Source organism: Ignavibacteria bacterium (assembly GCA_025612375.1).
Taxonomy (GTDB): Bacteria; Bacteroidota; Ignavibacteria; order Ignavibacteriales; family SURF-24; genus JAAXKN01.
In genome coordinates, this window is record JAAXKN010000010.1 from 26,844 (window position 1) to 51,484 (window position 24,641).

Here is a 24,641-nt window from a genome sequence, read left to right on the forward strand (position 1 = left end):
AATCTTACATCGCCGGGTAAACTGCGTAATAAAGTAAACCGCTCAAAATTGCAAAGGCCAGAGTAAAGCCAACATACAGGAAGAATACCTTTCTGTTTGCCAGATTCCATACTGCAGCCATTGCGGGAATTGTGGTTGTAGGCCCCGAGATCAGAAATGCCAATCCCGCAGCCGGAGCCATTCCCTTGCTTATCAGGCCTCCTACCAATGCAAGTGCCGGCATTGTGCTGGTATAGACCGGAACGCCGGCAACGGCGGCCATAATAATTGAAACGAAACTGTTCCCTCCCAGAAATGATGCTAAAACACTTTCCGGGATGTATAGAACTATTAAGGCTTCAAGGAAATAGGCCAGGATCATAAATTTTACCACCATTAAGGCAGAGCTGAAAGCCTCTGTGGCGAGCTTTTTTATGAATCTTTTTTCAGGCGTTTTCACTGCTTCGGATGAACTGACTTCGGGAATGCAGCCGCAGCCTGAAGCCTGAGCTATGCATTGACACCCGCAGGCCGGGACCTGGAATGCACTAATAACCGGGGCTGCACTATTACACCCGCATACGTCAGACCGCCTGCTGTTTTCAGCAAAAGCCAGAGAGCTTTCAAGCTGAGTATTCCCTGGGGTAAAATATTTTTTTATCATGGCATAGCACTCTTTTACCGGCTTCCAACTCTCCTTTGAAGGAGAATAGGTATGCGCTTTTAGTGTTGCTTCCTCTGTTATCCACCCTCTTTTTACAAGAAGATGCGTAATCAGGCCTGACATAAAACTCATTGCAAATGCGGAGCCTATTCTCCAGATTGCCATTTGCCAGCCGAGCATTGAAACGCTTAGGAAAAACATTTCCGGATCCATTGACGGCGAAGCCAGCCAGAAAGACATTACAGGTGCTATAGGCACGCCTCCAATCAAAAGAGAAGCTACAACCGGAATTACACTGCATGAGCAAAATGGACTGAAAGCCCCGACAACTGTTGAGAGCAATATTGAAATAAGGGGCGACCTGTTGAACGCCTTACCAATATATTTGGATGCGCCCGACATTTTTACCAGTACGGCAAAAGGAACTGATATCAGCAGGTATGGCCACACGTGTATTATGCTTTGCCAGATAAATCCAGCTATTTTAAATAATTCAATGAACATGATTTCCTCCATCTAATTTTTTTGATCTACTGATAAGTAGACGGAGGATGCGAAAAAAGGACGCAAACTTTTTTACAGTTTTTTTGACTTTATGTTTTTACTTTAGGACAGCAGCAGCAGACTTTGCAGTAATCTATTACTGTCCCATATTTATCAAATTCAAAATGGCAGCACTGAAGCAGCAGATCCCTCAGCATTTTCCTGGCCCGCTGCACACGGCTTTTGGCTCCTGTAAGCGATATATTCATCCTTAAAGCAAGTTCTTTCTGCGTCAGTCCATGGTATTCGGTAAGCAGAATTGCATCGCGGTAAATCTGCGGCAGCTCTTCAACCATATCAAATAATCCAAGGCTTGCCTTTCTGTGCGCATCATCTTCTTCATCACCTTCTTCAGAGGCGGCATGGCTGTCTTCAATTTCCACATACTGCTTTCTTTTTCTGTAGTAGTCTATGATGGCATTTCTTGTTATCTGAAATACCCAGCTTTCCAGTTTTGAAGTATCCTTCAGAGATGCAATGCTGCTGTGTATCTTTATGAAAACGTCGTGAAGTATATCCTCGGCAGCCGCCTCATTGCCAACACGGCTGAAAATAAAATACTTCAGCTGTTTACCAAGTCTATTATACAACTGTTCAGTAATCATTATTTAATTCCGGAGTAGAATTCAAGGAATTTATGACTTATTTCATCTCTTATTCTTCTGAATTCACTCAATATCTCCTCCTCATTACCCTGTGCACCAGCCGGGTCATCAAAGCCAATGTGGAGCCTTTGGCCTACGCGTCCTGTAAAGACCGGGCAGGTTTCACGGGCATTATCGCATACGGTTATGACATAATCAAAATGCTTGTCTGCAAATTCGTTTACATCTTTCGGATGTCCTTTGCTGATATCAATTCCCTTTTCAGCCATTACCTTTATGGCATTCGGGTTAATACCCGAAGAAGGTTTTGTACCGGCAGAATAGACTTCCAGTTCTGTGTCAAATGCTTTCAGGAAACCCTCAGCCATCTGGCTGCGGCAGGAGTTTCCCGTGCAAAGTATTAGAATCCTTTTCTTCATAGTTCCCTTCATTGCCCCGGATTATTTCGCTTTTAGCCGAAATATTGTTTAATTTTTTTTTAACCGCAGCACAGTTTATTACGGTCAACAGTTATAACCTTCTCGGAATCGATGTCCAGGGTTTTGTCGCTGCTTAGCCAGAACGGGAGCATTGAGAGTAAAGATGCCACCGTAGGGTCAGAGATACGTGGATTAATCATATAATTAACCCATTTCCCTTCTTTTTCTCCCGCTATAAATCCCGCTGTTTCCAGCGTTTTCAGATGCTCTGAGACCGTTGAGGGTGCGAGATCCAGCACTGCAGTGATTTCACATACGCAGAGTTTTTTCCCCTGAAGCATCCTTATTATTCTCAGCCTGTTGGGATCTGAAAGTGCCTTAAAGAGCCTGGCTTTTTCTTCTAAAATCATATTGTCTTTCATTTCGTTTCGTTATATACCGAAATATATGGCGGCAGAATTTAATTGTCAAGTAACCGTGCATTATTTATGGATTTTAAGATTTATGTATGGAGGCAGTAAATGACAGAGAAACCCGGTGCTCCAGAGTGCACCGGGTTATATTCTTTTGAAGAATCAGCGCTTAACCTTGTGCGCTACTGATTTTGTTTTGAGGTTCTTTGCAACAATTTCCATTAAGGGGGATTTGGTGCCGTCATAGTCCTTATGCAGTTCCCAGATAATTGCGCCCCCGAAGCCGTTTTTCTTCACATACTGGCATTTTAATTTTACTGAAGCCTGGTCATCATACGTTACAATCTGTGTCTTGGCCCTGTTCTGCAGGTATGGCGCCATTGAAGTCTTATCCCACTTGTATTGCCAGTCCGGAGACTTCTTTAAGGATTCGGCAGCTGTGTAGCTGACTGAAGGCACTACTTTGTCTGAAAGTTTCTCATAAATGTCAGAGGCATTCATCCTGTAGCCGTAGAATGACATACCGATCATAAGCTTCGATTTAGGCACGCCTTTTACCATGTAGTACTGCATGCTGTTATTTATGGAACCCGTCTGCCTGGCCGAAGGATAAAGGGGTGAATTATGATAGGCGTTGTTCTCCCAGGCGCCGGCAAAGTCGTATGTCATTATACTGAACCAGTCCAAAAGGCCCTTAAGTTTTGCGATATTATACCCGTTCCTGAAATCCTGTGAAGGCAGGGCTGCCGTAATAAGAGGGATGCCGGAGGCCTTAAATGATTTTCTCAACTGGCTTATAAGAGAAACATAGCTTCCGTTATCACTCGCATCCGGATACTCCCAGTCAATATCAGCCCCGTCGTAACGGTTTGTCTTGCAGAACTTAGTCAGCTCGGAAACAAATCTTTGCCTGAGTGCCGGGTTTGCTGCAATTGTCCTGAAATTCTTTGCCGCCACGGTGTCCCATCCACCTATTGAAATAAGCACCTTTACGTTGTTTAGGTGCGCTGTTTCAACGAGCTCCCTGTAAACAAAACCGGGCTTTACAGAAAGCGAGCCGTCGCTGTTGGGACGGATAAATGCGTGGCAGATATGGGTAAGGCTGTAATACGGGACAGCTGAGTATGGCATCGAATTATAGTCGGAGCTGTAGTATCCGATAACCTTCTGCTGCGGGTATATGTTTATGGCCGTTAACAGCACCACAACTAAGAAAAAAACGGTCTTTTTCATTTAACTGGTTTCCTTTAAACTTAATTTTCAGGGCACTAAGATATTTTTAAGTTTGCTTCTTTGCAAGATCATAATTACCGGCATTAAAAAACTAAATAATAAAATAAATACCAGTCAGTGCAAAAATTAATAAAATTATTATTTCCTGTTTATTTTGTTAAATATTATCTTTGCAGATTTTTCTTTATCATATTATTTATAGCTCTGAAGAAAAATCATAAAAGGAAATAAAATGAATAAACCGAGGCTTGATGACATTAAAGCCCTGATGAATATAACAATAATTGTTTCAGCTCTGGGTTATTTTGTTGATATGTACGACCTCCTGCTCTTCGGCATTGTAAGGGTGCCTTCCTTAAAGTCGATAGGGGTAACAGGCGATGCACTGGTAAGCACAGGAGTCTACCTTCTTAATATGCAGATGATAGGTATGCTGATCGGGGGCATTATCTGGGGAATACTGGGAGACAAGAAAGGAAGAATTTCCGTCCTCTTCGGCTCCATTTTCCTCTACTCTGTTGCCAATATAGCAAATGCATTTGTAAAGACACCCGACACATACGCTTTAATGCGTTTTCTTGCGGGCGTCGGGCTTGCAGGGGAACTCGGGGCGGCGGTTACGCTTGTAAGCGAAACCCTGCCGCAGCGCCTGAGAGGCTACGGAACGGCAATTGTTGCCTCTGTGGGCATTCTGGGCTCCGTTACGGCGGCACTTGTGGGGGATTTCCTACCCTGGACCACGGCCTATATCGTTGGCGGATGCCTTGGATTTCTGCTCCTCGTGCTCAGAATTAAAATGTTCGAATCAGGCATGTATTCATCTATTAGATCGATGAACGTGCGAAAAGGGGACTTTTTAAGCCTTTTTACTTCAAGAAAAAGGCTGTTCAAATACCTGCAGTGCATTTTAATAGGACTGCCCACATGGTTTGTAGTTGGCGTTCTAATTACCTTCTCCCCTGAATTCGGGCGTAAGCTTGGAATTACAAGTCCCATTTCAGCCGGAAGCGCCATAATGTTTACTTATCTGGGGCTTGTAATCGGGGACATACTAAGCGGCTTCGGAAGTCAGATAATTAAAAGCCGGAAGAAAGTGGTTTATACATTCCTTGCCATGACGACAGTTCTTGTAGTTGTTTACCTCAACTCATATGGGGCTTCGCCCACTTACTTTTATGCCCTCTGCCTGCTAATCGGGATATCAATCGGCTACTGGGCTGTTTTCGTTACCATAGCTTCAGAGCAGTTCGGGACAAACCTCCGCGCAACGGTTACCACCACGGTACCTAATTTCGTCAGGGGTTCAACTGTTCCTATTACACTTTCCTTTACCGCTCTTAAGGGGCACTTCGACATAATTTACAGCGCAATGATTGTGGGCGCCATTTCGCTTCTGATAGCATTCCTGTCGCTTTATTTTATGGAGGAATCCTACCACAAGGATCTTGATTACCTGGAAGAGTACATATAAAAAATGAGGCTGCCCCGGGGAAGCGGTTTTCCCTGGGCAGCCTGAAATTTTTCAAGCCCACGGGAGCATTCAGGATTGATTTAACCTCTGAAGGCCTCACTTAATTCTTCAATATTAAGCTTGTTCATTTTAAGAACAGCTTTTCTTACTCTGGCTGACTTCGCCGGGTCGCTGTCACTCATCATCTGCCCCAGGGCTTCGGGTACAATCTGCCATGAAATTCCGTAAGAGTCATCAAGCCAGCCGCACTGCCCTTTTCTGCCGCCCGAGGAAAGTTTATCCCAGAAGCGGTCCACTTCCGCCTGATCTTTGCAGTTCACGAGGAAAGAAAAAGCCGGAGTAAAAGTAAAAGGATGCGCCAGGCTGCTGTCCATGGCTATAAATTCAAGGCCCGAAAGAGAGAACCTTGCCTGTTTCAGCGTTCCTTCAGGTTCATTTTCATTTTGTCCCCAGTGTTCAACAGAAGTGATTTCCGAATTATCAAACAGTGAAGTATAGAATCGTACCGCTTCCTCGGCTTTAGCGTGCGCCTCTGCTACAAACATGAGAAAAGGAACGATCTTCTGCCTGAAAGTGCCGGATGGGCCGGCAAAGTTTACCTGCCACGAGAGGCCGTACCTGTCGTTAAACCAGGCAAATTTTTCGCTGAATGAATAATTTCCGGGTTCCATCAGGACGCGTCCCCCGTCTGAAAGTTTTGTAAAGAGTTCATCCATCTCTTCTCCCGAAGTACAGTTTACAAAGAGTGATATGGCGGGGGTTAAGGTAAACTGAGGCCCTCCGTTTATTGCCATAAATTCCAGCCCTTCCAGGTTAAATGTTACTACCATTGGCGTCCCTTTTGGGCCGGGGCCTTCTTCGCCGTAGTAGGAGATCTTTCCGGCTTTAGAATTCTTAAAGACAGATGTATAAAACCTCATCGCCTCTTCTGCTTTTCCGTCGAACCAAAGGCTTGGGATTATCTTTTGCATAATTTATTCCTTTCTATAATAGTCCGTAAAGAAATAAATTATTCTTTTTCATGATTATAAGCTCTGTATAAATCCGGCGCCATTAAAGTTTTCTCATGTTTCCTAAAATAATAAAAGCCCAAAACGGGCACCTGCAGCGTCCATTTCGGGCTTCAAAAATTCAAGCTCTGATTTTAAGTTTTATTTTATTATCTGACCGCTCAACCTCATCAGTTCTATCTCGCTTCTTTTTGCGGCGTACTGTGCCGTAACCAGGCGGCTCTCGGCATCGAGGTACGATTTCTGTGCAATTGAGAGTTCAAGAGAAGAGTATGTTCCGTACTTGAAGCGGTCGAGTGCTATTTCGGCGTTCTGGCGTGCAACGTCCAGGTTCTCCTCTTCCATCTTAACCTGCTGCAGGTTATTGCTGTAATTTGTGTATTCCTGCTCAAATGAAGCCTCGAGCCTGTTCCTGAGGTCGTTATACTGAAGCTCACTGCTCATAAGATTGATCTTAGCATTTTCAATCTGGCGTGAAGTGTTAAAGCCGTTGAAAATATTAAAAGACAGGTTCAGGCCATAAGTAAGGCCGTATGACCGGTTGAGTGTTGTGGAAGCATAAGGAGCATCAGTACGCGTAAAGTTATAGCTTAAAAACGTTCCCAGTGAAGGATACCACAAAGACCTCAGACCGCTTAAGTTCAGTGAGGCAACTGATATATTTTTTCCTGCCGACTTAAGTGAGCTGTTTTCATTTACAATCCTGTCGCGGAGAATGTCATAATCCATCTTTGTACTGATTACTATAGTGTCTTTAATCAGAAAATCCCTTGTACTTTCAAGTCCCATAAGCTGGTTTAATGATACTTTTGCCTGAGCAAGGTTAAGCTGCTGCCTCAGGAGGTTCGACCTGTCGGCATTAAGATCCACGTTAGCCTGCAGGAGTTCAAGTTTAGAGCCTGAACCCAGGTTGTACTTATCCTGTGCAATTTTCACCCTTTCTTCGGATATTTTAAGCGCGTCCTGAATAGCTCTTATGGTCTGCTGGATGCTGACGATATTATAGTAGCCGCCCATTATTGAGGCCACGTTGTTTTCCACCGTTGCGCGGGCGTTAATTTCACCCTGGGCGCTAAGTTCGCGCAGGCGGCTGAAGTTAATGAACATGTTCATCCCGTCAAATATCGTCCAGTTGAGTGCAACGCCGGCATTTGTGGTGTTGGAATGGGCATTGCTCTGATTGCTGATGGGCCCGCTTGAATACTCCTGGTGAATATTGCTTATACTGTTACTCTCAGAGGCCGTTGCATCGAGCTTTGGGAGAAAGCCAGCATTGCCAAGCGTTACGTTATTCTGAGCAATGCTGACGTCATTCTTTGCAAGTTTTATGGAATAGTTATTTTCAAGTCCTATCTTTACCGCTTTTTCTAAAGTCAGGGCCTCCTGAGAAAAAACATTTACGCTGAAGAAAAGAACCAATGGAACCAAATATTTCAACATAATCAATAATCCGTAATTTCAAATTAGAATTCAGAAGTCAGATTTAATGGTAGAATATCAAGAATTCAAAAAATTTATTTTCCTCTTTCAGAGGAGTTATGGGGCGAGGCAGCCTCACCCCTAATTAAAATTTACTTTGTAACGAACTCGTTTTCCTCTTTTTCCTTTTTGCCTGCAAAGTCGTCAGTAACGTTGCTTACAATTTCACCCTTGGGTGACAGGTAAGAGTAAATTGCAGGTACCACAAAAAGCGTAAGGAAGGTTGAGAAAATAAGCCCGCCAATAACTGCCACACCCATCGACACCCTGCTTCCGGCGCCTGAACCCAGGGCAAGTGCAATAGGCAGTGTGCCGAGAATTGTTGCAAGGCTTGTCATGATAATAGGCCGGAAACGGGCTACAGCAGCATCCTTAACCGCATCAAGAAGCGTAAGCCCCTGGGCTCTTCTCTGGTTTGCGAACTCAACGATAAGAATACCGTTTTTTGTTACAAGTCCTATCAGCATGATCATTCCAATCTCGCTGAAGATATTCATGGTATGGTTTAGATACCAGAGCGACATCAAGGCTCCGGCCAGAGCCAGAGGCACCGTGAACATTATAATAAGCGGGTCACGGAAGCTTTCAAACTGTGCTGCAAGTATAAGATAGATCAGCACGAGCGCCAGCATGAAGGTAAACATCAGGCTTGAGGAGCTTTCTGCAAAGTCCTTTGAAGGCCCGTTTAAGGCGGTTGAGAACGATGGATCGAGCACTTTTTTTGCAATTGCATCCATCGCCTTAATGCCGTCGCCAATGGTTTTACCGGGAGCGAGATTAGCCGATATTGTTGCGGCAGTATACCTGTTAAAGCGGTAGAGCTGCGGCGAATTAATCTGTTCCTTCAGGCTTACAAGGTTATCCAGCTGAATGAGCTCACCCTTTGAATTCTTCACAAACAGTGATTTCAGGTTCAGGGGCTCAATCCTGTCGGCCCTTTTTACCTGTCCTATCACCTGGTACTGCTTGCCGTTCATGATAAAATAGCCGAAGCGCTGCCCGCTGAAGGCAAGCGAGAGAGTCTGAGCGATGTCAACGGCTGAAACCCCGAGGGCCTGCGCCCTGTCGCGGTCTATTGAAACCACAAGTTCGGGCTTATTGAATTTCAGGTTTACGTCCACAATGCTGAAGGTTGGGTCCTGGCTTGCAGCAAGGTAGAACTTGGGCAATACTTCCCTCAGCTTCTGCCCGTTCGGTGCCTGCAGCACGTACTGCACGGGCATACCGCCGCGCGAGCCGCCGATTGTCTGTCCCTGTATTACAATCGTCCTTGCAGCGTTAAATTTCCTGAAGGTGCTTGAAAGCTCCTCAAAAATCTGCTGCTGGCTTTTGGCTCTTCCTTCCCTGTCTTTTAAGATAATGTTAATTGAGCCCGAGTTTACGCCGCTTGAACCGAAGCCCGCGGCGGTCATTGAAATAATAGTCTGGCTTCCTGAAACCGTATCCTGCACAAAGCCCGAGAGCTGGTCCATGTAATTATCCATCATCTCATATGAAGCGCCTTCGGGCATCGTAGCCGAAACCCTGAGCTGGCTTCTGTCCTCTAGGGGTGCAAGTTCGCTCTGCAGATTAGTCCCTATAAGCACAATTACTATTGCCGAGGCCGCCATAATAACAAAGGCCAGCCAGCGCTTTTCCATAAATTTATCCAGTGCATTCCTGTATGTATCGGAAAGCCATACGAAGAAAGGCTCTGTTTTTGTGTAGAACCAGTTATGCCCTTCCTTTGGCTTCAGGATCTTTGTGCTAAGCATAGGGGTAAGCGTAAGAGCCACAAAGGCCGAGATAAGGACCGAGCCTGCAACCACAATACCGAACTCGCGGAAGAGCCTGCCCGTCATTCCCTCCAGGAAAATAATGGGTAAGAATACGGCAGCCAGTGTAATTGTAGTTGAAACAATTGCAAAGAATATTTCGGCAGATCCCTTCACACCTGCTTCAAGCGGAGGCATACCCTGCTCCACCTTTGAATATATATTTTCAAGCACAACAATTGCGTCATCGACCACAAGGCCAATTGCAAGCACAATACCAAGCAGCGTCAGTACGTTGATGGAAAAGTTCATCAGGTACATGACAAAGAAGGCTCCGATAAGAGATACCGGAATTGCAACTATAGGAATGAGCGTTGTACGCCAGTCCCTTAAGAAGGCAAAGATGATGAGAATAACGAGCCCCAGGGCTATGTAGATAGTCTCTTCAACCTCTTTAATCGACTTTCTGATGTACTGTGTGTTGTCAAAGCCGACGTCAAACTTTACATCCTTCGGAAGGTCCCTTTTAATCTGTTCCAGTGACTTATAAACCCTGTCGACAATGTCAATCTGGTTTGAGCCCGGCTGGGGCACAACGCCCACGCCCACCATCGGCACCCCGTCGCGCTTCATAATAGAGCGCTCGTTCTCAGGGCCCAGGACAGCTTCGCCCACGTCCTTCAGACGGACCGGAGTCCCCCCCTCATCCTTAATGATTAGATTGTTGAAATCATCTTCAGTCTGAAGGCGGCTTAAGGTTCTTACCGTAAGCTCTGTATTTGCTCCTTCAATTCTGCCCGAGGGAAGCTCTATGTTTTCCTTATTTAAGGCATTTCTGACGTCTAAAGCCGTGAGGTCATACGCAGCCAGCCTTGCCGGATCCAGCCAGAGCCTCATTGAAGGTCTTTTTTCACCCCAAACCTGAACGGTACTTACGCCAGGTATGGTTTGAAGCCTTTCCTTGAAAACGTTGTTGGCAATGTCGCTGAGCTCAATGAGGCTTTTCGTGTCGCTTTTTAACGTCAGAAGAAAGATCGAGCTGGCATCGGCATCCGCCTTTGCAACTACCGGCGGATCGGCATCAGGAGGCAGGTTTCTGACAGCCCTGGCCGCGCGGTCGCGCACGTCGTTGGCGGCAGTTTCCAGATCCACGTCAAGCGTAAATTCAACCGTAATGGAACTTCTTCCCTCGCTGCTTACAGAAGTAAGGGAGCGGATACCCGCAATACCGTTAATTGATTCCTCAAGAGGTTCAGTAATCTGCGACTCAATGACCTCGGCATTGGCACCCGTATAAGTAGTGCTAACCGTTATAATAGGAGCGTCCACGCTGGGGTACTCACGTACTCCAAGATACGTATAACCTATAAACCCGAACAATATAATCACTATTGCCATAACAATAGCCAGTACGGGTCTTTTTATACTTAATGATGATAAACTCATTTCCTGTTCACTTTTTAATTGCTATTTCCGTGTGGAATCCTGAAAAATATTATTGACTAACTCTGGAAATCCTAACCGGCATATTAGGCCTTAACTGCAAAAGTCCGGTTGTAATAAGCGTGTCGCCCTGGCTGATTCCGCCGGTTATCTGTATTGTGCTCTCCTGCCTTATTCCCGTGTTAACAGGTACCGAAAGAGCCCGTCCGTTTTTGACAACAAATACCTTCTGCCCCTTAAAGTCAGGCACCAGTGACTGCGTGGGTATCATAAGAGCGTCATTCATTTCTCTAAGGACTATTTCAATATTTGCAAAGGCACCGGGATAGATCTCTGACTTCTCGTTGCGGCTTATTGCCCTTATCAGGAGTGCTCTTGAGTTAGGGTCTATTTTCGGTTCGACGGCGTAAATTTTACCGCTGAAGACCTTATCCGATCCCTGGATTCTGAAATTAATCTGTGTTCCTGTTTTAACCGTGCTATAGTACTTTTCAGGAATTGAAAAATCTATTTTTACCGGATTTATGCTCTGAAGCGTGGCTATCCTGTCCGATGGAGTAATATAGCTTCCCTCACTGACCGACTTTAAGCCGACAACTCCGTTAAAAGGAGCACGAATTTCCGTTTTATCAATCTGTGCTTTAATGAGCTGAATATCAGCTTCCTGCGTCTGGAGCTCATTCAGTGCGGCGTCATAATCTTCCTGGCTTATGGCTTCCCTTTTCAGCATCATTTTCTGTCTGTATTCCCTGGCCTTTGCAAGCTCATACTTGTAATTTGTTTTTTTGAGCTGTGCCTGAAGGTCGGCATCATTAATTTTGACCAGAAGCGAGCCTTTTTTTACATAGCTCCCTTCCTTGAATAAAATCCTGGTGATCTTTCCGGATACTTCACTTTTAAGCTGTACTTCCTCGTTTGCAAGAACGGTACCCGTGGATACTATCCTGTCGCTAAGCTTTCCCGGCGTGACCACAAAACCTTCGACCGATATTCCTCTTCCGCCGCCTCTTTTGCCTTCAGCTCCAGGGCCCAGCTTTTTTGATTCACCCTTGAGAAATGACATTTTAGGCAGCGCAATAATTAATATTATAAGAATTACAGTTGCTGCAATAACAATTCTTTTAACTGATTTACTCATTTCCTTTCCTTAATTAGCTTTACCAGCCCGCTTTTTACCGTATTTTTCGATGCCGGCTGCTGGATTTTCCTTTTTTACAGTTAACACCCCATTACAGAAAATAATTATTGGTGCGGCAGTTTCTCTGACTAGCTCTCTACTGTTTCGACCGGATACTTTCTATCTGGACCTATTGGACAAATTCTAGATTATTGAGGTTTAAAAGATATTTTATACTTGTCTTATTTTCAATGCCTTTATTCAACTGAATACGTTTGTCTATCCTGACTTTTGCAGGCTATGTTTTTCCTTTTTACTTTTTCCTTTTTACTTTGTACTTTATCCGGTGCACTTTCTATGTTTTTTCCCTGAAGCCATTTAATTAAACATAAATAAGGGGTAGTCAATGAAATCTTTCGTTACATTATTAGCAGCAGCCCTAATCTGCCTTTTTATGCCCGGCGAGGCGTTCTCGCAGTTCGATATCCTTGGCAAAATCAAGGACAAAGTAGAACAGAAGGCCGAAGAAAAGACAGACGAGGCAATTGACAAGGGATTAGATGAAGCTGAAAAGGAAATTACAAAAACGGGCGATGATGAAAATGAGGAAGTAAAATCAAAGAAAAAGAATACCAATTCTGAAGATGAAGAAGAACAGGCAAGCCCGAAAAAAAACAAAACTGAAGGCAATCCCAAAACCACTGAAGTCAGCCTTAAGAGCTATTCCAAATTCGACTTTGTCCCTGGCGAAAAAGTGCTCTTTTTTGAAGATTTTTCGCAGGATAACGTGGGTGACTTCCCCGCCAGGTGGAATACGAACGGTACAGGTGAAGTTGTAACAACAAATAAATATCCGGGCAAATGGCTGAAGGCAAAAAATGGCTCGCTGTATGTACCCGATTTCCCCAAACCCTTCCCGGAGAACTACACTATAGAGCTCGATATGGTTTACTATACTCCGGAAGACGTTGTTAACATCGGGAATATAAACTTCTGTATTATTTCCACCGAGGGTACTAAAGATTATTTACAGCATGCTTATGAATTCTGTTCTGGAAGAACCGTAGGCAACTTTGATTTTGGAATAAAGAAAGAAGAATCGTCACGTTTTATTGCCAAAAACTATGTAAACGGCGGTGAATCGGGCGGCGTTGACTCTGATATTGACGATAATATAACCGTCGGGAAAATGGGCAAAATTGTAAGGCTCTCAATTTCTGTCCAGAAACAGCGCTACAGGGTCTGGATTGACAATAAGAAAATATATGACCTGCCCAGATTTATGACTCCCGCCCAATATGACATTTTCAAGATAGGCCTATGGTATTTCGACGATCAGACGCCTGATGCATATGAGGTCCTTTTCTCAAATGTCCGCTTTGCCGTTGGGGCTCCGGACATGAGAAACAAGCTCTTAACAGAAGGAAAGCTCGTTACACGCGGAATTACATTTGACTCCGGCTCAGACAAAATAAAGCCTGAATCGTACGGCACACTAAAGGAGATTGCAGGCATATTAAAGGAGAATTCAGACATAAGGGTTAAAATTGTAGGCCACACAGACAGCGACGGCTCTGACGGGGCAAACCTTGAACTTTCAAAAAAGCGTTCTGTTTCTGTAAAAAATGCACTCGCCCAGGAATTCGGCATCGATTCTTCACGCATGGATACAGACGGCAAGGGCGAATCTGAGCCTGTCTCGGAAAACTCAACTCCTTCCGGAAAGGCAAACAACAGAAGAGTTGAATTCATAAAGATGTAACTTCATTACCCCCTTTCCCCACAGAGAGACAGACAGAGAGAAAAGTGCGCGTGCGGGGAAAGGGGTTCACAAACCCGCAGATAAATATCCTTTCATTTAATATTTCAGGCATTCGTTGCATCTTAGAATCTAAAGAGCTAAGTTTGAATGGTCTTTAATTCAATCTGGGGCCCTGATGAGCCTCATACACTGAACGTCACTTATAAGTATTGAGTTAATCATGAATTTTCCGGAACTCTTTTTTACCGTTTCTGGCCTGAATTTATTTGACTTTAAGACTCCCCTCTTTTTAAGCTACAAAAGCAAATCACAAATTCTTAAAATAAGCAATAAAATATGAACGCCATGAAATACCATGAACTATTTACATTGCTGAAACAGAAAACAAATTTTGAGGAAGATTTTATCCAAATTGATGAACAAATGGAAGTGCATAACTTCACGTTTGTTTCAAATAATTCCAGGATACTTCCCGGCGAGACCGAGCACACGTGCATGGAACACTCTTTCAGCACAAGCGGGATGTTTCAGCCTAATAATTCAGATTTTGTCCCGAGCCTGGCTCTCGATGTTCAGGATGCACATGTAAAGGAAAACATGAAATTCCGCTATCACATCTTTAGGCCTGCGGGGACCCAAAAAAGCAAAAGCGCCATTTTGTTTTTTCACGGTTTTAACGAGAAAAACTGGTATAAATACTACCCCTGGGCCTACCGGCTGGTGGAGCTTACGGGCAAGGCTGTTGTACTCTTCCCGATTGCATTCCACATGAACAGGGCACCTAAGGAATGGAGCGACCGCCACCTGATGTCTGAGGTCAGCAATGCGAGAAAAAGTAATTTTCCCGGTATCATCGCCTCTTCTTTGGTTAACGCCGCAATCAGTACACGCCTGCATACAAAGCCGCAGCGCTTCATATGGTCGGGCCTGCAAAGCTATTATGACGTAATTCAGCTCGTGGAGGAAATCAGGCAGGACAGGCACACTTTGATCTCGCCTGAGGCACATTTTGATATTTTTGCTTATTCAATCGGGGGGCTCCTGGCAAAGACGCTCCTGATGACAAATAAGGACAACTGCTTTGATAATTCCAGGCTCAGCCTTTTCTGCAGCGGCACAGCCTTCAGCAGGCTTACCCCTGTCTGCAAATTTATCATGGACAGTGAAACCGAACAGGCTCTTTACAGATACATTGTGGGCTACATGGACATGCACCTGAAACAGGATGCATGGCTGGGGCACCATCTTTCACAGGAACACCCGGAAGGATGGAACTTCCTGAGCCTTCTGAATTACAATAAGCTGAGCGAGCACAGGGAGAAGATGTTAAAAAGCCTGCATGAAAGGATTTACGCAGTTGCCCTGGAAAAAGATACAGTAATACCTGCCTATGAGGTACTTAATACACTTAAGGGGCGACTCAGAAATATTCCGGTCTGTGTGGATATAGAGGACTTTTCTTACGATTACAGGCACGAGGATCCCTTCCCTGTAAAAGAACAGATAAGCGATAAAGTGGATGAATCCTTCAGCAGGGTTTTCTCCAAACTTGGCGGGTTTTTAGCCTAGACTACATTTCTTATTAGCATACAAAAAAAGGGAAAACCTTTTTGGGGTTTTCCCTTTTCAAAAACAATTAACAACAAATTTTATTTCAAAGCCTTGAGGGCTTCTTTTGCCTGTTTGTTTTCAGGATCCAGTTCCTGAACCTTTATCCAGAACTGGCGTGAAGTAGCGTTGTCCTTTTTCAGGTAGTAGAAGTATCCAAGATATGAATAAGCTTCAATAAGATGATTCTTATACTTTGCCTGCTGGTCGGGGGCCATCTTTGTTACCACATCGATGAACTTTTCATAATGCGGCTTTGCAAGTCCCTGTTCTGATTCAGGGTCAAGCTGTGCATTGCTGAGTGCCCTGTAGTAATAGCCTATCGGCTGATCGGGGCTAAGAGCAATCATCTTTGCATAAGTAGTGTCGGCCATTTTGAAATTGCTCATTTTGTAATAAGCCTGGCCAAGGTTGAAGTATTCAACTACTTTCAAAGGCTTGCCTGAAGTTTTCTCTTTAAGTTCATATTCCCTGGCGGCATCTTCCCACTTCTTATCCTTGAAGTAAAGTGCGGCCATATCGCCGTGCAGATCTGAACGTGAAGAATCCATTGCAATTGCTTTTTTGTAGTTTTCAATTGCAAGTGAATCGTTTCCAGCCTTTAGCTGCAGCTTGCCAAGATAGTCGTAATCCGTTGAAGTTATTTCCTTAGGATCTGCCATCTGGAAATATTTGTCGAATGCAGGAATTCCTTTCTGTGCGTCATCAACCGAATAGTATGAATAAGCAAGAATGTGCTGAAGCTGTGCATCGGGCTTGCCGCCTTTATCTGTAACCTGGCTTATAACGTTAACGGCTGTATTATAATCCTTTGCAAGATAAAGCATTGTGGCATAGCGGGTCAGCTTTTCGTTCGTTGGTTCGGTGTTGTCGATGTACTTTTTGTACATGTCAGCAGCTTTTACGTAATCCTTGCGTGAGTAATAATATTCACCGAACTCCTTGAATGCAGGAGCATAGGTCGGATCAACAGTAATAGCTTTTGTAAAATTTGCCTCGGCATCGGGGTAGTTTTTGATTTTTGCATAAATCTGGCCAATTCCGATATAAGCCTTTACGTTAGCTGAATCATAATCTATGGCAGTCTGATAGTTCTGTATTGCCATGCTTCCGTTAACCAGTCTCAGATAAATATCCCCAAGGCGTTCAAAAATGGCAGGATTTTTCTTGCTGACAGCCTTTGCCTTTGACAAAAGCTGAATCGGTCTGCCGAAGTTCTTAGTGTCTGAGCCAAGGTAGGCATCAGCAATAGCAATCATAATGTTGGCATCTTTTGAGTCGGTCATATCGAGGGCCTCGTCAAACTGCTTAATTGCCGAAGTAGAGTCATTTTTAATGAGCTGCACCTGACCAAGGCCTACAAAGTTAATTGCATTTTCCTTGTTTGCGTCAATTCCTTTCTGAAAGTCAGCCTGTGCCTGGTCAGTTTTTCCTTCTTTAATATCAAGCTTTCCAAGCCAGTAGTAAGCATCAGCATTTTGGGGATTACTTTTAACCAGGTTCTCGAAGAAATTTCTGGCCTCAGTATATTTTTCCACATCCATGAGTCTTACACCCTGCTTTACGTCCTGGGCGTTTAATGCAGTAACTGCAACAAGCGTTACGAGAAGGGATTTAATGGAATCAAATATTGATAAGTTGTTGAGTCTTTTCATGTGTTCTATATTATTTAGTTATTTTGATATTTTCACTTCTAATTTCAACTAATCTGACAGGCATAGTTGCAGGAACCAGCCCTGCCTTCAGGAAAATCCTCTGTCCCCGGTCGCTGGCCATAAATGAGATGAACCCTGAACCAAGTCCTGCCCTTGCCTCGCCGCTCAAGACGTATACTTCCCTCCAGAGGGGGTAGACTTTCTGAGCGATATAGGCCTGGTAAGGCTGATAATATTCCCCTGTCTGAGCCGTATCAGAAGCCAGCGCAACAACTCTAACTTTCTTAAGAAATCCGTGTGTGAGTGTATCCTCTCTGTTGCTTATCCAATTAACGCCGATTATACCCACAGCGTTGCGGTTTTTTGATACATAGTCAATTACCGAAGGGTTATCCTTAACGGCAAAAGTATTTTTAGCAAGGGGTGAATTATTAATTTTTTCCTTTACGTACCTGACTGTGCTTGAATTCTGGTTATCAAAGACTATCTGAATACCAGACAGTGAAGACCTGCCGCTTAAAGCGTTCCAGCGCGAGATTTTTCCGCTCATAACGTCGCGGAACTGCTGCATCGTCCAATTTGTATCCGTATTCGCATTGTTCACAATAACGGCAATAGCATCATAGGTGATCTTCCTGACAATAGGAACGATCTCCCTTTTTTCAAAGTAGCTTTGTTCTTCCTTTGTGAACTTGCGGGTAAGGATAACCAGGCGTGCACTATCGGAAAGCAGGTCGGCCATTGTTTCAGCTTCAGGCCTGTAGTTGACCTTGATCTTAGCGTACTGATAGATCTTTTCGAAAGTATCAATTTCTGAATCTACGACGGGCTTGAATGTCTCGTCGACGCTGATAGTAATTTCACCGGTTGTAGGAGTGTCAGACTCTTTCGGGTTTTCACTCCTGCAACCGAATAAAAAAGAAAGTATAAAGATAACCGGTATTGTTAGTTTAAATGTCCTCATCTTCTTCAGTTTCCTTCTGCTCGTTATATTTCTTATAGACCCTGTAAAGTCTATAAGCACCATACACCAAAATAGCAACGCCCAAAATGATACGGTAATTTTCCTGCAATCTAAGTTGTATGAACTTTGCAAAAAGCACTAACAAACCGGCTGCAATATAAACTAAAATCATAGTAATGCCTGTAAACAGGTTTAGCTTATTTACGAAGGCATTACTTTTCCGCATATTATTCGTAGTAATTAACTCCTGAAGTCGGGTATATTACTGTAACTTAAACTGGAAAGGAATTACCATACGAACCCTGACAGGTTTACCGTTCTGCTTTCCGGGTCTCCATCTACCCATGAGCCTTGTAACTCTGACAGCTTCCTCGTCGCAACCTGCGCCGATACCTTTAACAACCCTGACGTCAGTAATAGAGCCGTCTTTTTCAACGACGAAACCGACCATTACCTTGCCTTCAACCTGAGCACGTTTTGCAATTTCAGGATAGACAACGTTTGAGCTGATAAATCTTAAAAGTTCGTCCTGTCCTTCAGGATAAGTGGGCATTTCCTCAACGAATGTAAAAGCTTCTTCCTTTGGAGCAGATTCTTTTACAATTTCTTCCTTCGGAGCGTCCTGAACTTCAATAAGGCTGTAGTCCACGCCGCCTTCCTGGCCCTGCTGAGTTGCCTTACCAGGGTCAACGTTATGGAGTTCTTCAACCGTAGGAACGTACTCGTCAGTTACCTGATCGTCAGGTTTAACAACCGGCGGCAGGAATTTGATGGTAGACTTCAACGGTGGCGGAGCTTCAACCTGTTCGATTACCTTCTTTTCGTCGATTGACGGAGGAGGTGCCAGGTCTGTTATGGTAACGACCTTCTTTCTGTTGACCTTAATATCTTCCTTAGGTGTAACAAAGCTGATAATCAGCGGTGATGAAACACTCAGTATAAAGAATATTACGGCAATCACAAAAGCGCGGAACAGGAATTGATGATATTTCTTTCTCAGTACGTAAGCACCATATTCCTTATTCTTACCCTCAAAGATAATGTCGTTAAGGTCTATGTTGTACGATATTTGATGATTACTCATAATTATTTTTGCCGCTTAAAGTTATTATTTATTCTTAATTAAATCCATGTCCTTAGGATCAGCATCAACCAAAGCAAAACGTTTGATATTGCATATATTCATTTCATCCAATATATCAACCATGTTTTTATACGTCGACTTATCTGTAGGTTTAATCAATACAACCATATCCTTAATCATCTGGTTCTGCTCAAGAAGGTCCTTTCTAATGCCTGCTTCAGAGAAATTGGTAATCTTAACTTCCGGATCTTCAGTAGCCATACCTTTATACCAGAAAACCTTATTAGTTTCACCAAGTAAAATGGTCATGGTCTTTGAAGCCTTGACTGCGGGAGCATCGGCCTGCTCCTTCGGGTTATCGGCTTTAACCGGAAGGTTAATTTCCATAGTCTGTGGCTTGCTGAAAGTGGTAGTCAACATGAAAAAGGTAACCAAAAGGAATCCAAGGTCAACCATAGGGGTCAAGTCGACCCTGGTGGACATCTTTTTCCCTTTTTTCTTTTTACCCTTGCCGTGTCCCCCACCTTTCGAGGTATCTAATTCAGCCATTTTTTATAATTTCCTCTATTTTTTTTCTTCTGGTTTCTTGTACTTTGTATTCGGATTTGCTTCCAAATTCGTAATCAGATTGAATTTGTTAACGTTTTTATCCTGCAGAGTTCCCATAACTTTCTTAATGACAGGATAAGCACAATTGCCGTCACCATTAATGGCTATTCTGAGTCCCGGGTTTGAAAGACGGGCCTGCATAATCCATACACCGAGCTCATTGTTGGTAGAGTCGACCGGTATGCCAGGCTGCTTGAAGTTCTTTCTGTCAAGTTCTTCAAGTCCCAGCCAGCCCTTTAAGGCGTTGATTGGAATTCCGAAGCTTGAAGTAAGGTAGAAAGCCTTCTGCTCCTGTGGAGTAAACTGAATGTTGTATTTTTCGGCAATTCTTTCCAGGAGCTTTTCTCTTGAAAAGTTCTTGTTATCGATACCGAAGAACACTTTGCCGTCTTTTGTAACCGTTATATTCATAATATCCGTATCAGGCAGCTTTATATCCGAAATAGATGACGGAGTAGCAACAACAATAGAATCATCACTCTTAAATTGCGTCGTCAACATAAAGAATGTCAACAAAAGAAACGCAACGTCGCACATCGCCGTCATATCGATTAGTGTGCTTTTACGGGGTACTTTTACTTTTGGCATATTATTATATTATACTAAAAATATTTTAAAATCCATTAATTATGATGAGCTGCAAAGTTCTGAACGATTGCAACACCAGCTTCATCAATTGAGTAAGTGATCTTGTCTATTTTTGTTGTAAAATAGTTGTAAGAAATAATAGCAATAGCTGAGGTACCGATACCTAAAGCTGTATTGATAAGAGCTTCAGAAATACCGTTTGCAAGAGCAACTGCATCAGGAGCACCGGCTGTAGCCAAAGCAGAGAATGCCTTGATCATACCAAGTACTGTTCCTAACAGACCCATAAGGGTTGCAATTGAAGCGATAGTAGCAACGATAACCAGGTTCTGCTCGAGCATAGGCAGTTCCAGTGATGTAGCTTCTTCGATTTCCTGTTTGATAGCCAGAACTTTCTGATCTCTGTTTAATCCCTTCTCAGGAATCATTTCCTTGTATTTAAGAATACCGGCCTTAATAACGTTAGCAACTGAACCTCTCTGCTTGTCGCATTCAGCAATAGCTGTATCCAGATCTTCCTGAGCAAGCTTTGTGTGAACTTTTGCAACGAACTGGTTAACTCTTCCCTTACCTTTAGCGCGGGTAATGGTGATAAGTCTTTCGATACCGAATGTAAGAACCATCATTAAAAGTGACATAAGAATAGGTACGATGATACCGCCTTTGTAAACGACTCCAAGATAGTTGCCTGGCTTCGGATGGTTAGCCGGGTTGCCGCCCTGGAAGTTGTCGGGGTTACCTAATACAAAAATAAAAATGCAGATAGCAATAATAATTAAAAGAGGTATTACGATACCTGCAAAACCTGAAAAGGCAGATTTAACTTTCGAAGATTTCACGTCTTTCTCCTAATTTAAAGAATTAGTTGTTTATTGATTAATTGTTCTTGATTTATTGAATTTCTTTATCCGGAAGCGACTGTTTTCATGCTAACATATTTTAGTGCTAACTTTTTGGCCGTATATCACTGGACAAGCAATCCCATTATTTTTATAAAACAACAATAGACACAGTTATGCCTGCATCTGTTTCATCGGAATTTTATGGTGTAAAATTAGTTAAGGTTTTTCGAATTAGCAATAGATAAAATAATAATTTTTACGAACGCAGAGAACTGATAAGCTATTATAAGTAAACATCCCGGCCTGCGCTGACTGCTTCCCTCGCAATGCATAATGCACGTTTCTTAAGATACACCATAGGATAATAAAATGTAACATATTTCCTATAACTATTCAACAATTCAATGTGCCAAGGAGTTTCCATTTTCCATATATATTTTCATTATAAAGGGTTATAAGGATGTTTTAATCCTTTTTAGGAGCTCCAAACGCCGGGTTTTACGGCCAAAAATTCTGCTTTCTGGTTCTGCGGAATATGATTGGAAATGCAAAATTAAATTTATAACTTTCATTTCAAATATTTTCCCAATTAACCCTTTAACCCATGAAAACAAAATACAAAGATTTTTTTGAGCACACAGGCCTCAGGCAGCTGCGCAGCTATTTTGTTTCCCGCTTTGAGAACGTATTCTAAGACTTTTCTCTCCACTTTCCTTGTCCGGGTATTATTTATTTTAAATAACTATTCCTTTGGTCACTTAATTTGCGGAGAGAATAATGAGTACAGCTATCTTAAATACGAATCTTTCATTTGAAGGTATCAGCGCTGAAACAGTTCATGAAGTCCTGAGAAAGAAAATGCTCGTTGATGGTTTTGATCTTGTCTTTGATCACAGCCGAAGCTACGGAAACCACCTCGTTGACGCCAGAACCGGCGAGGCTTATCTCGATTTCTTCAGCTTCTTCGCTTCCTCCCCTGTTGGCCTTAATCACCCGAAGTTAAACAACCCCGAATTCAGAGAAAAAATAGGCTATATAGCCTCCTTAAACAAACCCTCAAACTCTGACCTTTATACCGTTGAAATGGCTGAATTTGTGGACACCTTCAGCCGTGTTGCCGTGCCGGAACATTTCAAGTACCTTTTCTTTATTGACGGCGGAAGCCTTGCCGTGGAAAACGGACTCAAGGTGGCATTCGACTGGAAAGTAAGGAAAAACCTTGCAAAAGGGATAAAGGAAGAAAAAGGTCAGCAGGTAATCCACTTCAAGGAAGCTTTCCACGGCAGAAGCGGCTACACGATGTCGCTTACAAATACAGACCCTAACAAGATCATGTATTTCCCGAAGTTCAAATGGCCCAGAATTATTAACCCGAAGATTACATTTCCTCTTTCTGAGCACCTCGACGAGGTAATTAAGCTGGAGACTGAGGCCATAAACGAGATCTACGCGGCAATTAAACAAAACCCCGACGACATAGCCGTAATTATAATTGAACCCATTCAGGCTGAAGGGGGCGATAACTTCTTCAGAAAAGAATTCCACCAGAAATTAAGGGAAATTGCAGACGAAAACGAAATCCTCCTGATGTATGACGAGGTACAGACAGGAATTGGACTTACAGGCAAAATGTGGGCTCACCAGCACTACATTGATCCGGATATCGTGTCTTTCGGAAAGAAAATGCAGATCTGCGGCATTATGGTCTCAGACAGGATAGACGACGTCGAGGAACACTGCTTCAGAAAATCCAGCCGCATTAACTCAACCTGGGGCGGCAACCTGGTAGATATGGTGCGCTCAAGGAGAAACCTGGAGATAATTGAGGAAGATAACCTCGTTGAAAACGCGGAGCTTGAGGGCAAACTACTCCTCGATAAGCTCTATAACCTGCAGGAAGACTATCCAGAACTCATATCTAATGTCAGGGGGCTTGGACTTATGTGCTCTTTTGACTTTCCCACTGTTGAACTCAGGAAGGAATTCCTCAATTTATGCTATTTCCATAAACTCCTCATTCTCCCCTGCGGCCTGCATTCGATCAGGTTCAGGCCGTCTCTTACCATCACTGGAGCGGAATTAAATGAGGGTTTGAAAATAATTGAAAAAGTATTATATTTGATGAAAGCGAATTTATAACACAAACTAAACTACTTGCATGATACGGCTCCATGGTGGAGCCGTTATCATTTTAAAGGAGCGTCACTTTAAGGCAAAGAAGAGCAGATTTATGGATCCAGCACTTTATATTGTTAGTACACCTATAGGCAACCTGAAGGACATTACCTTCCGGGCCGTTGAGACCCTGAAGGAAGTGGATTTTATCCTCTGTGAGGATACACGGGTAACCTCAGTTCTTCTAAATCATTACGAAATCAGGAAAGAGCTCGTTTCATTTAATGCACAAAGTGAATCCTCAAAGCTGAATTATGCCCTGGAAAGGGTTGAAAGGGGCGAAGCATGTGCTCTTGTTTCAGATGCCGGCACTCCTGCCATTTCAGATCCCGGCGTAAGGCTCGTTTCGGCGGCAATTAAAAGAGGAATTAAAGTTGAAGCCGTGCCCGGTGTAACAGCCCTTGTTACGGCATTGAGCTTAAGCGGACTTCCGACCGACTCATTTATCTTTGAAGGGTTCCTGCCGCAGAAAAAAGGAAGACAAAAAAAGCTCAGGCAGCTCTCTGTGGAAGAAAGGACAATTATCCTTTATGAATCCACCTACAGGATAGAAAAGCTTCTGGAGGAGTTAAATGAGTATATGGCTGAAAGGTACATTGTTGTTACACGCGAGCTGACAAAAAAATTTGAGGAAACCTGGCGCGGCAGGCCCAATGAACTGCTTGGTGAACTTAAAACAAAAGTTATTAAAGGGGAGTTTGTAATTGTAATTGCCCCATTGGACTGGAAAGTAGACTCACAAAAGGAATCTTATGAATAATCCGAGATCAAAATCAAAACAGATTATGTCTATGGGGATGTTTATATTATCCTCGGCACTGATTATAGTAAGCGTACTGATAACTTATTATGAAAAGGGTACAATGAACTGGGTACTGCTCTTTGCCGCCGTTGCAATTAACGGCTTCGGCATAGCCAGAACCGTAAGGCTCTACAGGGAGAAGAAAGCAGATGAAAACTCAGGTGAGGACAGATAAAACCATCCCCTTTTTACCTTTATTCAAACTGCTTCTTAAACCGGGCAAAAGCGGACTTTAATTCCTCTATCTCCAATTTCAGGCGCTCTAATTCACCTTCGAGCGAAAATAGCCTTTCTTCCACAACAGAGGGCTTTTTCTCAACGGAAACTTCCTGTATCTCGGGCGCCCCGCTTAATAGGTGGCTGTACCGCCTTTCTTTCATTCCTGTCTGGCGTTCCAGCTTTGAAGCCAGTGCACCTTCAGC

Annotated in this window: 23 protein-coding genes; 6 read left to right on the plus strand and 17 right to left on the minus strand. The window is 43.4% G+C overall.

The features are described from left to right. Positions 1-4: 4 nt before the first annotated feature. The 5 genes from HF312_08770 to HF312_08790 all read right to left on the minus strand — a co-directional run bounded on the left by HF312_08770 (position 5) and on the right by HF312_08790 (position 3,856). Positions 5-1,147, minus strand: coding sequence for a hypothetical protein (locus tag HF312_08770; GenBank protein MCU7520293.1), 1,143 nt, complete (start codon positions 1,145-1,147; stop codon positions 5-7). A gap of 89 nt (positions 1,148-1,236) precedes the next feature. After that, the gene (gene sigZ / locus HF312_08775; protein MCU7520294.1) at positions 1,237-1,791 is read right to left on the minus strand and encodes an RNA polymerase sigma factor SigZ; all 555 of its coding nucleotides are present in this window, start codon (positions 1,789-1,791) and stop codon (positions 1,237-1,239) included. Then, complete coding sequence (locus tag HF312_08780) at positions 1,791-2,210, minus strand: arsenate reductase ArsC (protein ID MCU7520295.1); 420 nt, start codon at positions 2,208-2,210, stop codon at positions 1,791-1,793. Before HF312_08780 ends, sigZ begins: the two co-directional genes overlap by 1 nt. Before the next feature lie 59 nt (positions 2,211-2,269). After that, complete coding sequence (locus HF312_08785; protein MCU7520296.1) at positions 2,270-2,620, minus strand: winged helix-turn-helix transcriptional regulator; 351 nt, start codon at positions 2,618-2,620, stop codon at positions 2,270-2,272. A 165-nt stretch (positions 2,621-2,785) separates the two neighbouring features. Next, on the minus strand, positions 2,786-3,856 hold the full coding sequence (locus tag HF312_08790; protein MCU7520297.1) for a glycoside hydrolase family 18 protein: 1,071 nt from the start codon (positions 3,854-3,856) through the stop codon (positions 2,786-2,788). Between the two features lie 232 nt (positions 3,857-4,088). On the opposite strand from HF312_08790, the gene HF312_08795 reads away from it, so the two are divergent. After that, the gene (locus HF312_08795) at positions 4,089-5,327 is read left to right on the plus strand and encodes an MFS transporter (protein ID MCU7520298.1); all 1,239 of its coding nucleotides are present in this window, start codon (positions 4,089-4,091) and stop codon (positions 5,325-5,327) included. Positions 5,328-5,407: 80 nt separating this feature from the next. On the opposite strand, the gene HF312_08800 is transcribed toward HF312_08795, so the two are convergent. From HF312_08800 to HF312_08815, 4 genes are all read right to left on the minus strand, one after another. Next, entirely contained in the window at positions 5,408-6,298 is an 891-nt protein-coding gene (locus tag HF312_08800) for a VOC family protein (GenBank protein ID MCU7520299.1), read from the minus strand. Positions 6,299-6,478: 180 nt separating this feature from the next. Continuing rightward, positions 6,479-7,777, minus strand: coding sequence for a TolC family protein (locus tag HF312_08805; protein ID MCU7520300.1), 1,299 nt, complete (start codon positions 7,775-7,777; stop codon positions 6,479-6,481). Positions 7,778-7,908: 131 nt separating this feature from the next. Then, complete coding sequence (locus HF312_08810) at positions 7,909-11,016, minus strand: efflux RND transporter permease subunit (protein MCU7520301.1); 3,108 nt, start codon at positions 11,014-11,016, stop codon at positions 7,909-7,911. Positions 11,017-11,065: 49 nt separating this feature from the next. After that, positions 11,066-12,151 (minus strand): efflux RND transporter periplasmic adaptor subunit, encoded by a 1,086-nt coding sequence (locus tag HF312_08815; GenBank protein MCU7520302.1) that lies wholly within the window; start codon positions 12,149-12,151, stop codon positions 11,066-11,068. 385 nt (positions 12,152-12,536) lie between these two features. On the opposite strand from HF312_08815, the gene HF312_08820 reads away from it, so the two are divergent. Together HF312_08820 and HF312_08825 are read left to right on the plus strand one after the other, a co-directional pair. Beyond that, positions 12,537-13,892: an OmpA family protein gene (locus HF312_08820; protein MCU7520303.1), complete on the plus strand. Its 1,356-nt coding sequence runs from the start codon at positions 12,537-12,539 to the stop codon at positions 13,890-13,892. Between the two features lie 345 nt (positions 13,893-14,237). Beyond that, the gene (locus HF312_08825; protein MCU7520304.1) at positions 14,238-15,461 is read left to right on the plus strand and encodes a hypothetical protein; all 1,224 of its coding nucleotides are present in this window, start codon (positions 14,238-14,240) and stop codon (positions 15,459-15,461) included. 80 nt (positions 15,462-15,541) lie between these two features. On the opposite strand, the gene HF312_08830 is transcribed toward HF312_08825, so the two are convergent. The 7 genes from HF312_08830 to HF312_08860 form a co-directional block, all read right to left on the minus strand. Beyond that, on the minus strand, positions 15,542-17,155 hold the full coding sequence (locus HF312_08830; GenBank protein MCU7520305.1) for a tetratricopeptide repeat protein: 1,614 nt from the start codon (positions 17,153-17,155) through the stop codon (positions 15,542-15,544). A 10-nt stretch (positions 17,156-17,165) separates the two neighbouring features. Then, the gene (locus tag HF312_08835) at positions 17,166-18,119 is read right to left on the minus strand and encodes a phosphate ABC transporter substrate-binding protein, PhoT family (protein MCU7520306.1); all 954 of its coding nucleotides are present in this window, start codon (positions 18,117-18,119) and stop codon (positions 17,166-17,168) included. After that, positions 18,106-18,291, minus strand: coding sequence for a hypothetical protein (locus tag HF312_08840; GenBank protein ID MCU7520307.1), 186 nt, complete (start codon positions 18,289-18,291; stop codon positions 18,106-18,108). Before HF312_08840 ends, HF312_08835 begins: the two co-directional genes overlap by 14 nt. 90 nt (positions 18,292-18,381) lie before the next feature. After that, positions 18,382-19,203 carry an energy transducer TonB gene (locus HF312_08845; GenBank protein ID MCU7520308.1) on the minus strand — a complete coding sequence of 274 codons (822 nt, stop codon included), beginning with the start codon at positions 19,201-19,203 and terminating at the stop codon, positions 18,382-18,384. 24 nt (positions 19,204-19,227) lie between these two features. Further along, complete coding sequence (locus tag HF312_08850) at positions 19,228-19,752, minus strand: biopolymer transporter ExbD (GenBank protein MCU7520309.1); 525 nt, start codon at positions 19,750-19,752, stop codon at positions 19,228-19,230. Positions 19,753-19,767: 15 nt separating this feature from the next. Further along, positions 19,768-20,400: a biopolymer transporter ExbD gene (locus tag HF312_08855; GenBank protein ID MCU7520310.1), complete on the minus strand. Its 633-nt coding sequence runs from the start codon at positions 20,398-20,400 to the stop codon at positions 19,768-19,770. Between the two features lie 35 nt (positions 20,401-20,435). Next, complete coding sequence (locus HF312_08860; protein MCU7520311.1) at positions 20,436-21,239, minus strand: MotA/TolQ/ExbB proton channel family protein; 804 nt, start codon at positions 21,237-21,239, stop codon at positions 20,436-20,438. Between the two features lie 780 nt (positions 21,240-22,019). Here HF312_08860 and HF312_08865 point away from each other — a divergent pair. From HF312_08865 to HF312_08875, 3 genes are all read left to right on the plus strand, one after another. Further along, a complete protein-coding gene (locus HF312_08865) occupies positions 22,020-23,381 on the plus strand; it encodes an L-lysine 6-transaminase (protein MCU7520312.1) in 1,362 nt (453 codons plus the stop codon). Positions 23,382-23,472: 91 nt separating this feature from the next. Continuing rightward, positions 23,473-24,177, plus strand: coding sequence for a 16S rRNA (cytidine(1402)-2'-O)-methyltransferase (gene rsmI / locus HF312_08870; protein MCU7520313.1), 705 nt, complete (start codon positions 23,473-23,475; stop codon positions 24,175-24,177). Further along, complete coding sequence (locus HF312_08875) at positions 24,170-24,394, plus strand: hypothetical protein (GenBank protein MCU7520314.1); 225 nt, start codon at positions 24,170-24,172, stop codon at positions 24,392-24,394. Before rsmI ends, HF312_08875 begins: the two co-directional genes overlap by 8 nt. 19 nt (positions 24,395-24,413) lie before the next feature. Here the strand turns inward: HF312_08875 and HF312_08880 are convergent. Beyond that, on the minus strand, positions 24,414-24,641 hold a 228-nt coding region (locus tag HF312_08880; GenBank protein ID MCU7520315.1), incomplete at its 5' end, for a DUF480 domain-containing protein.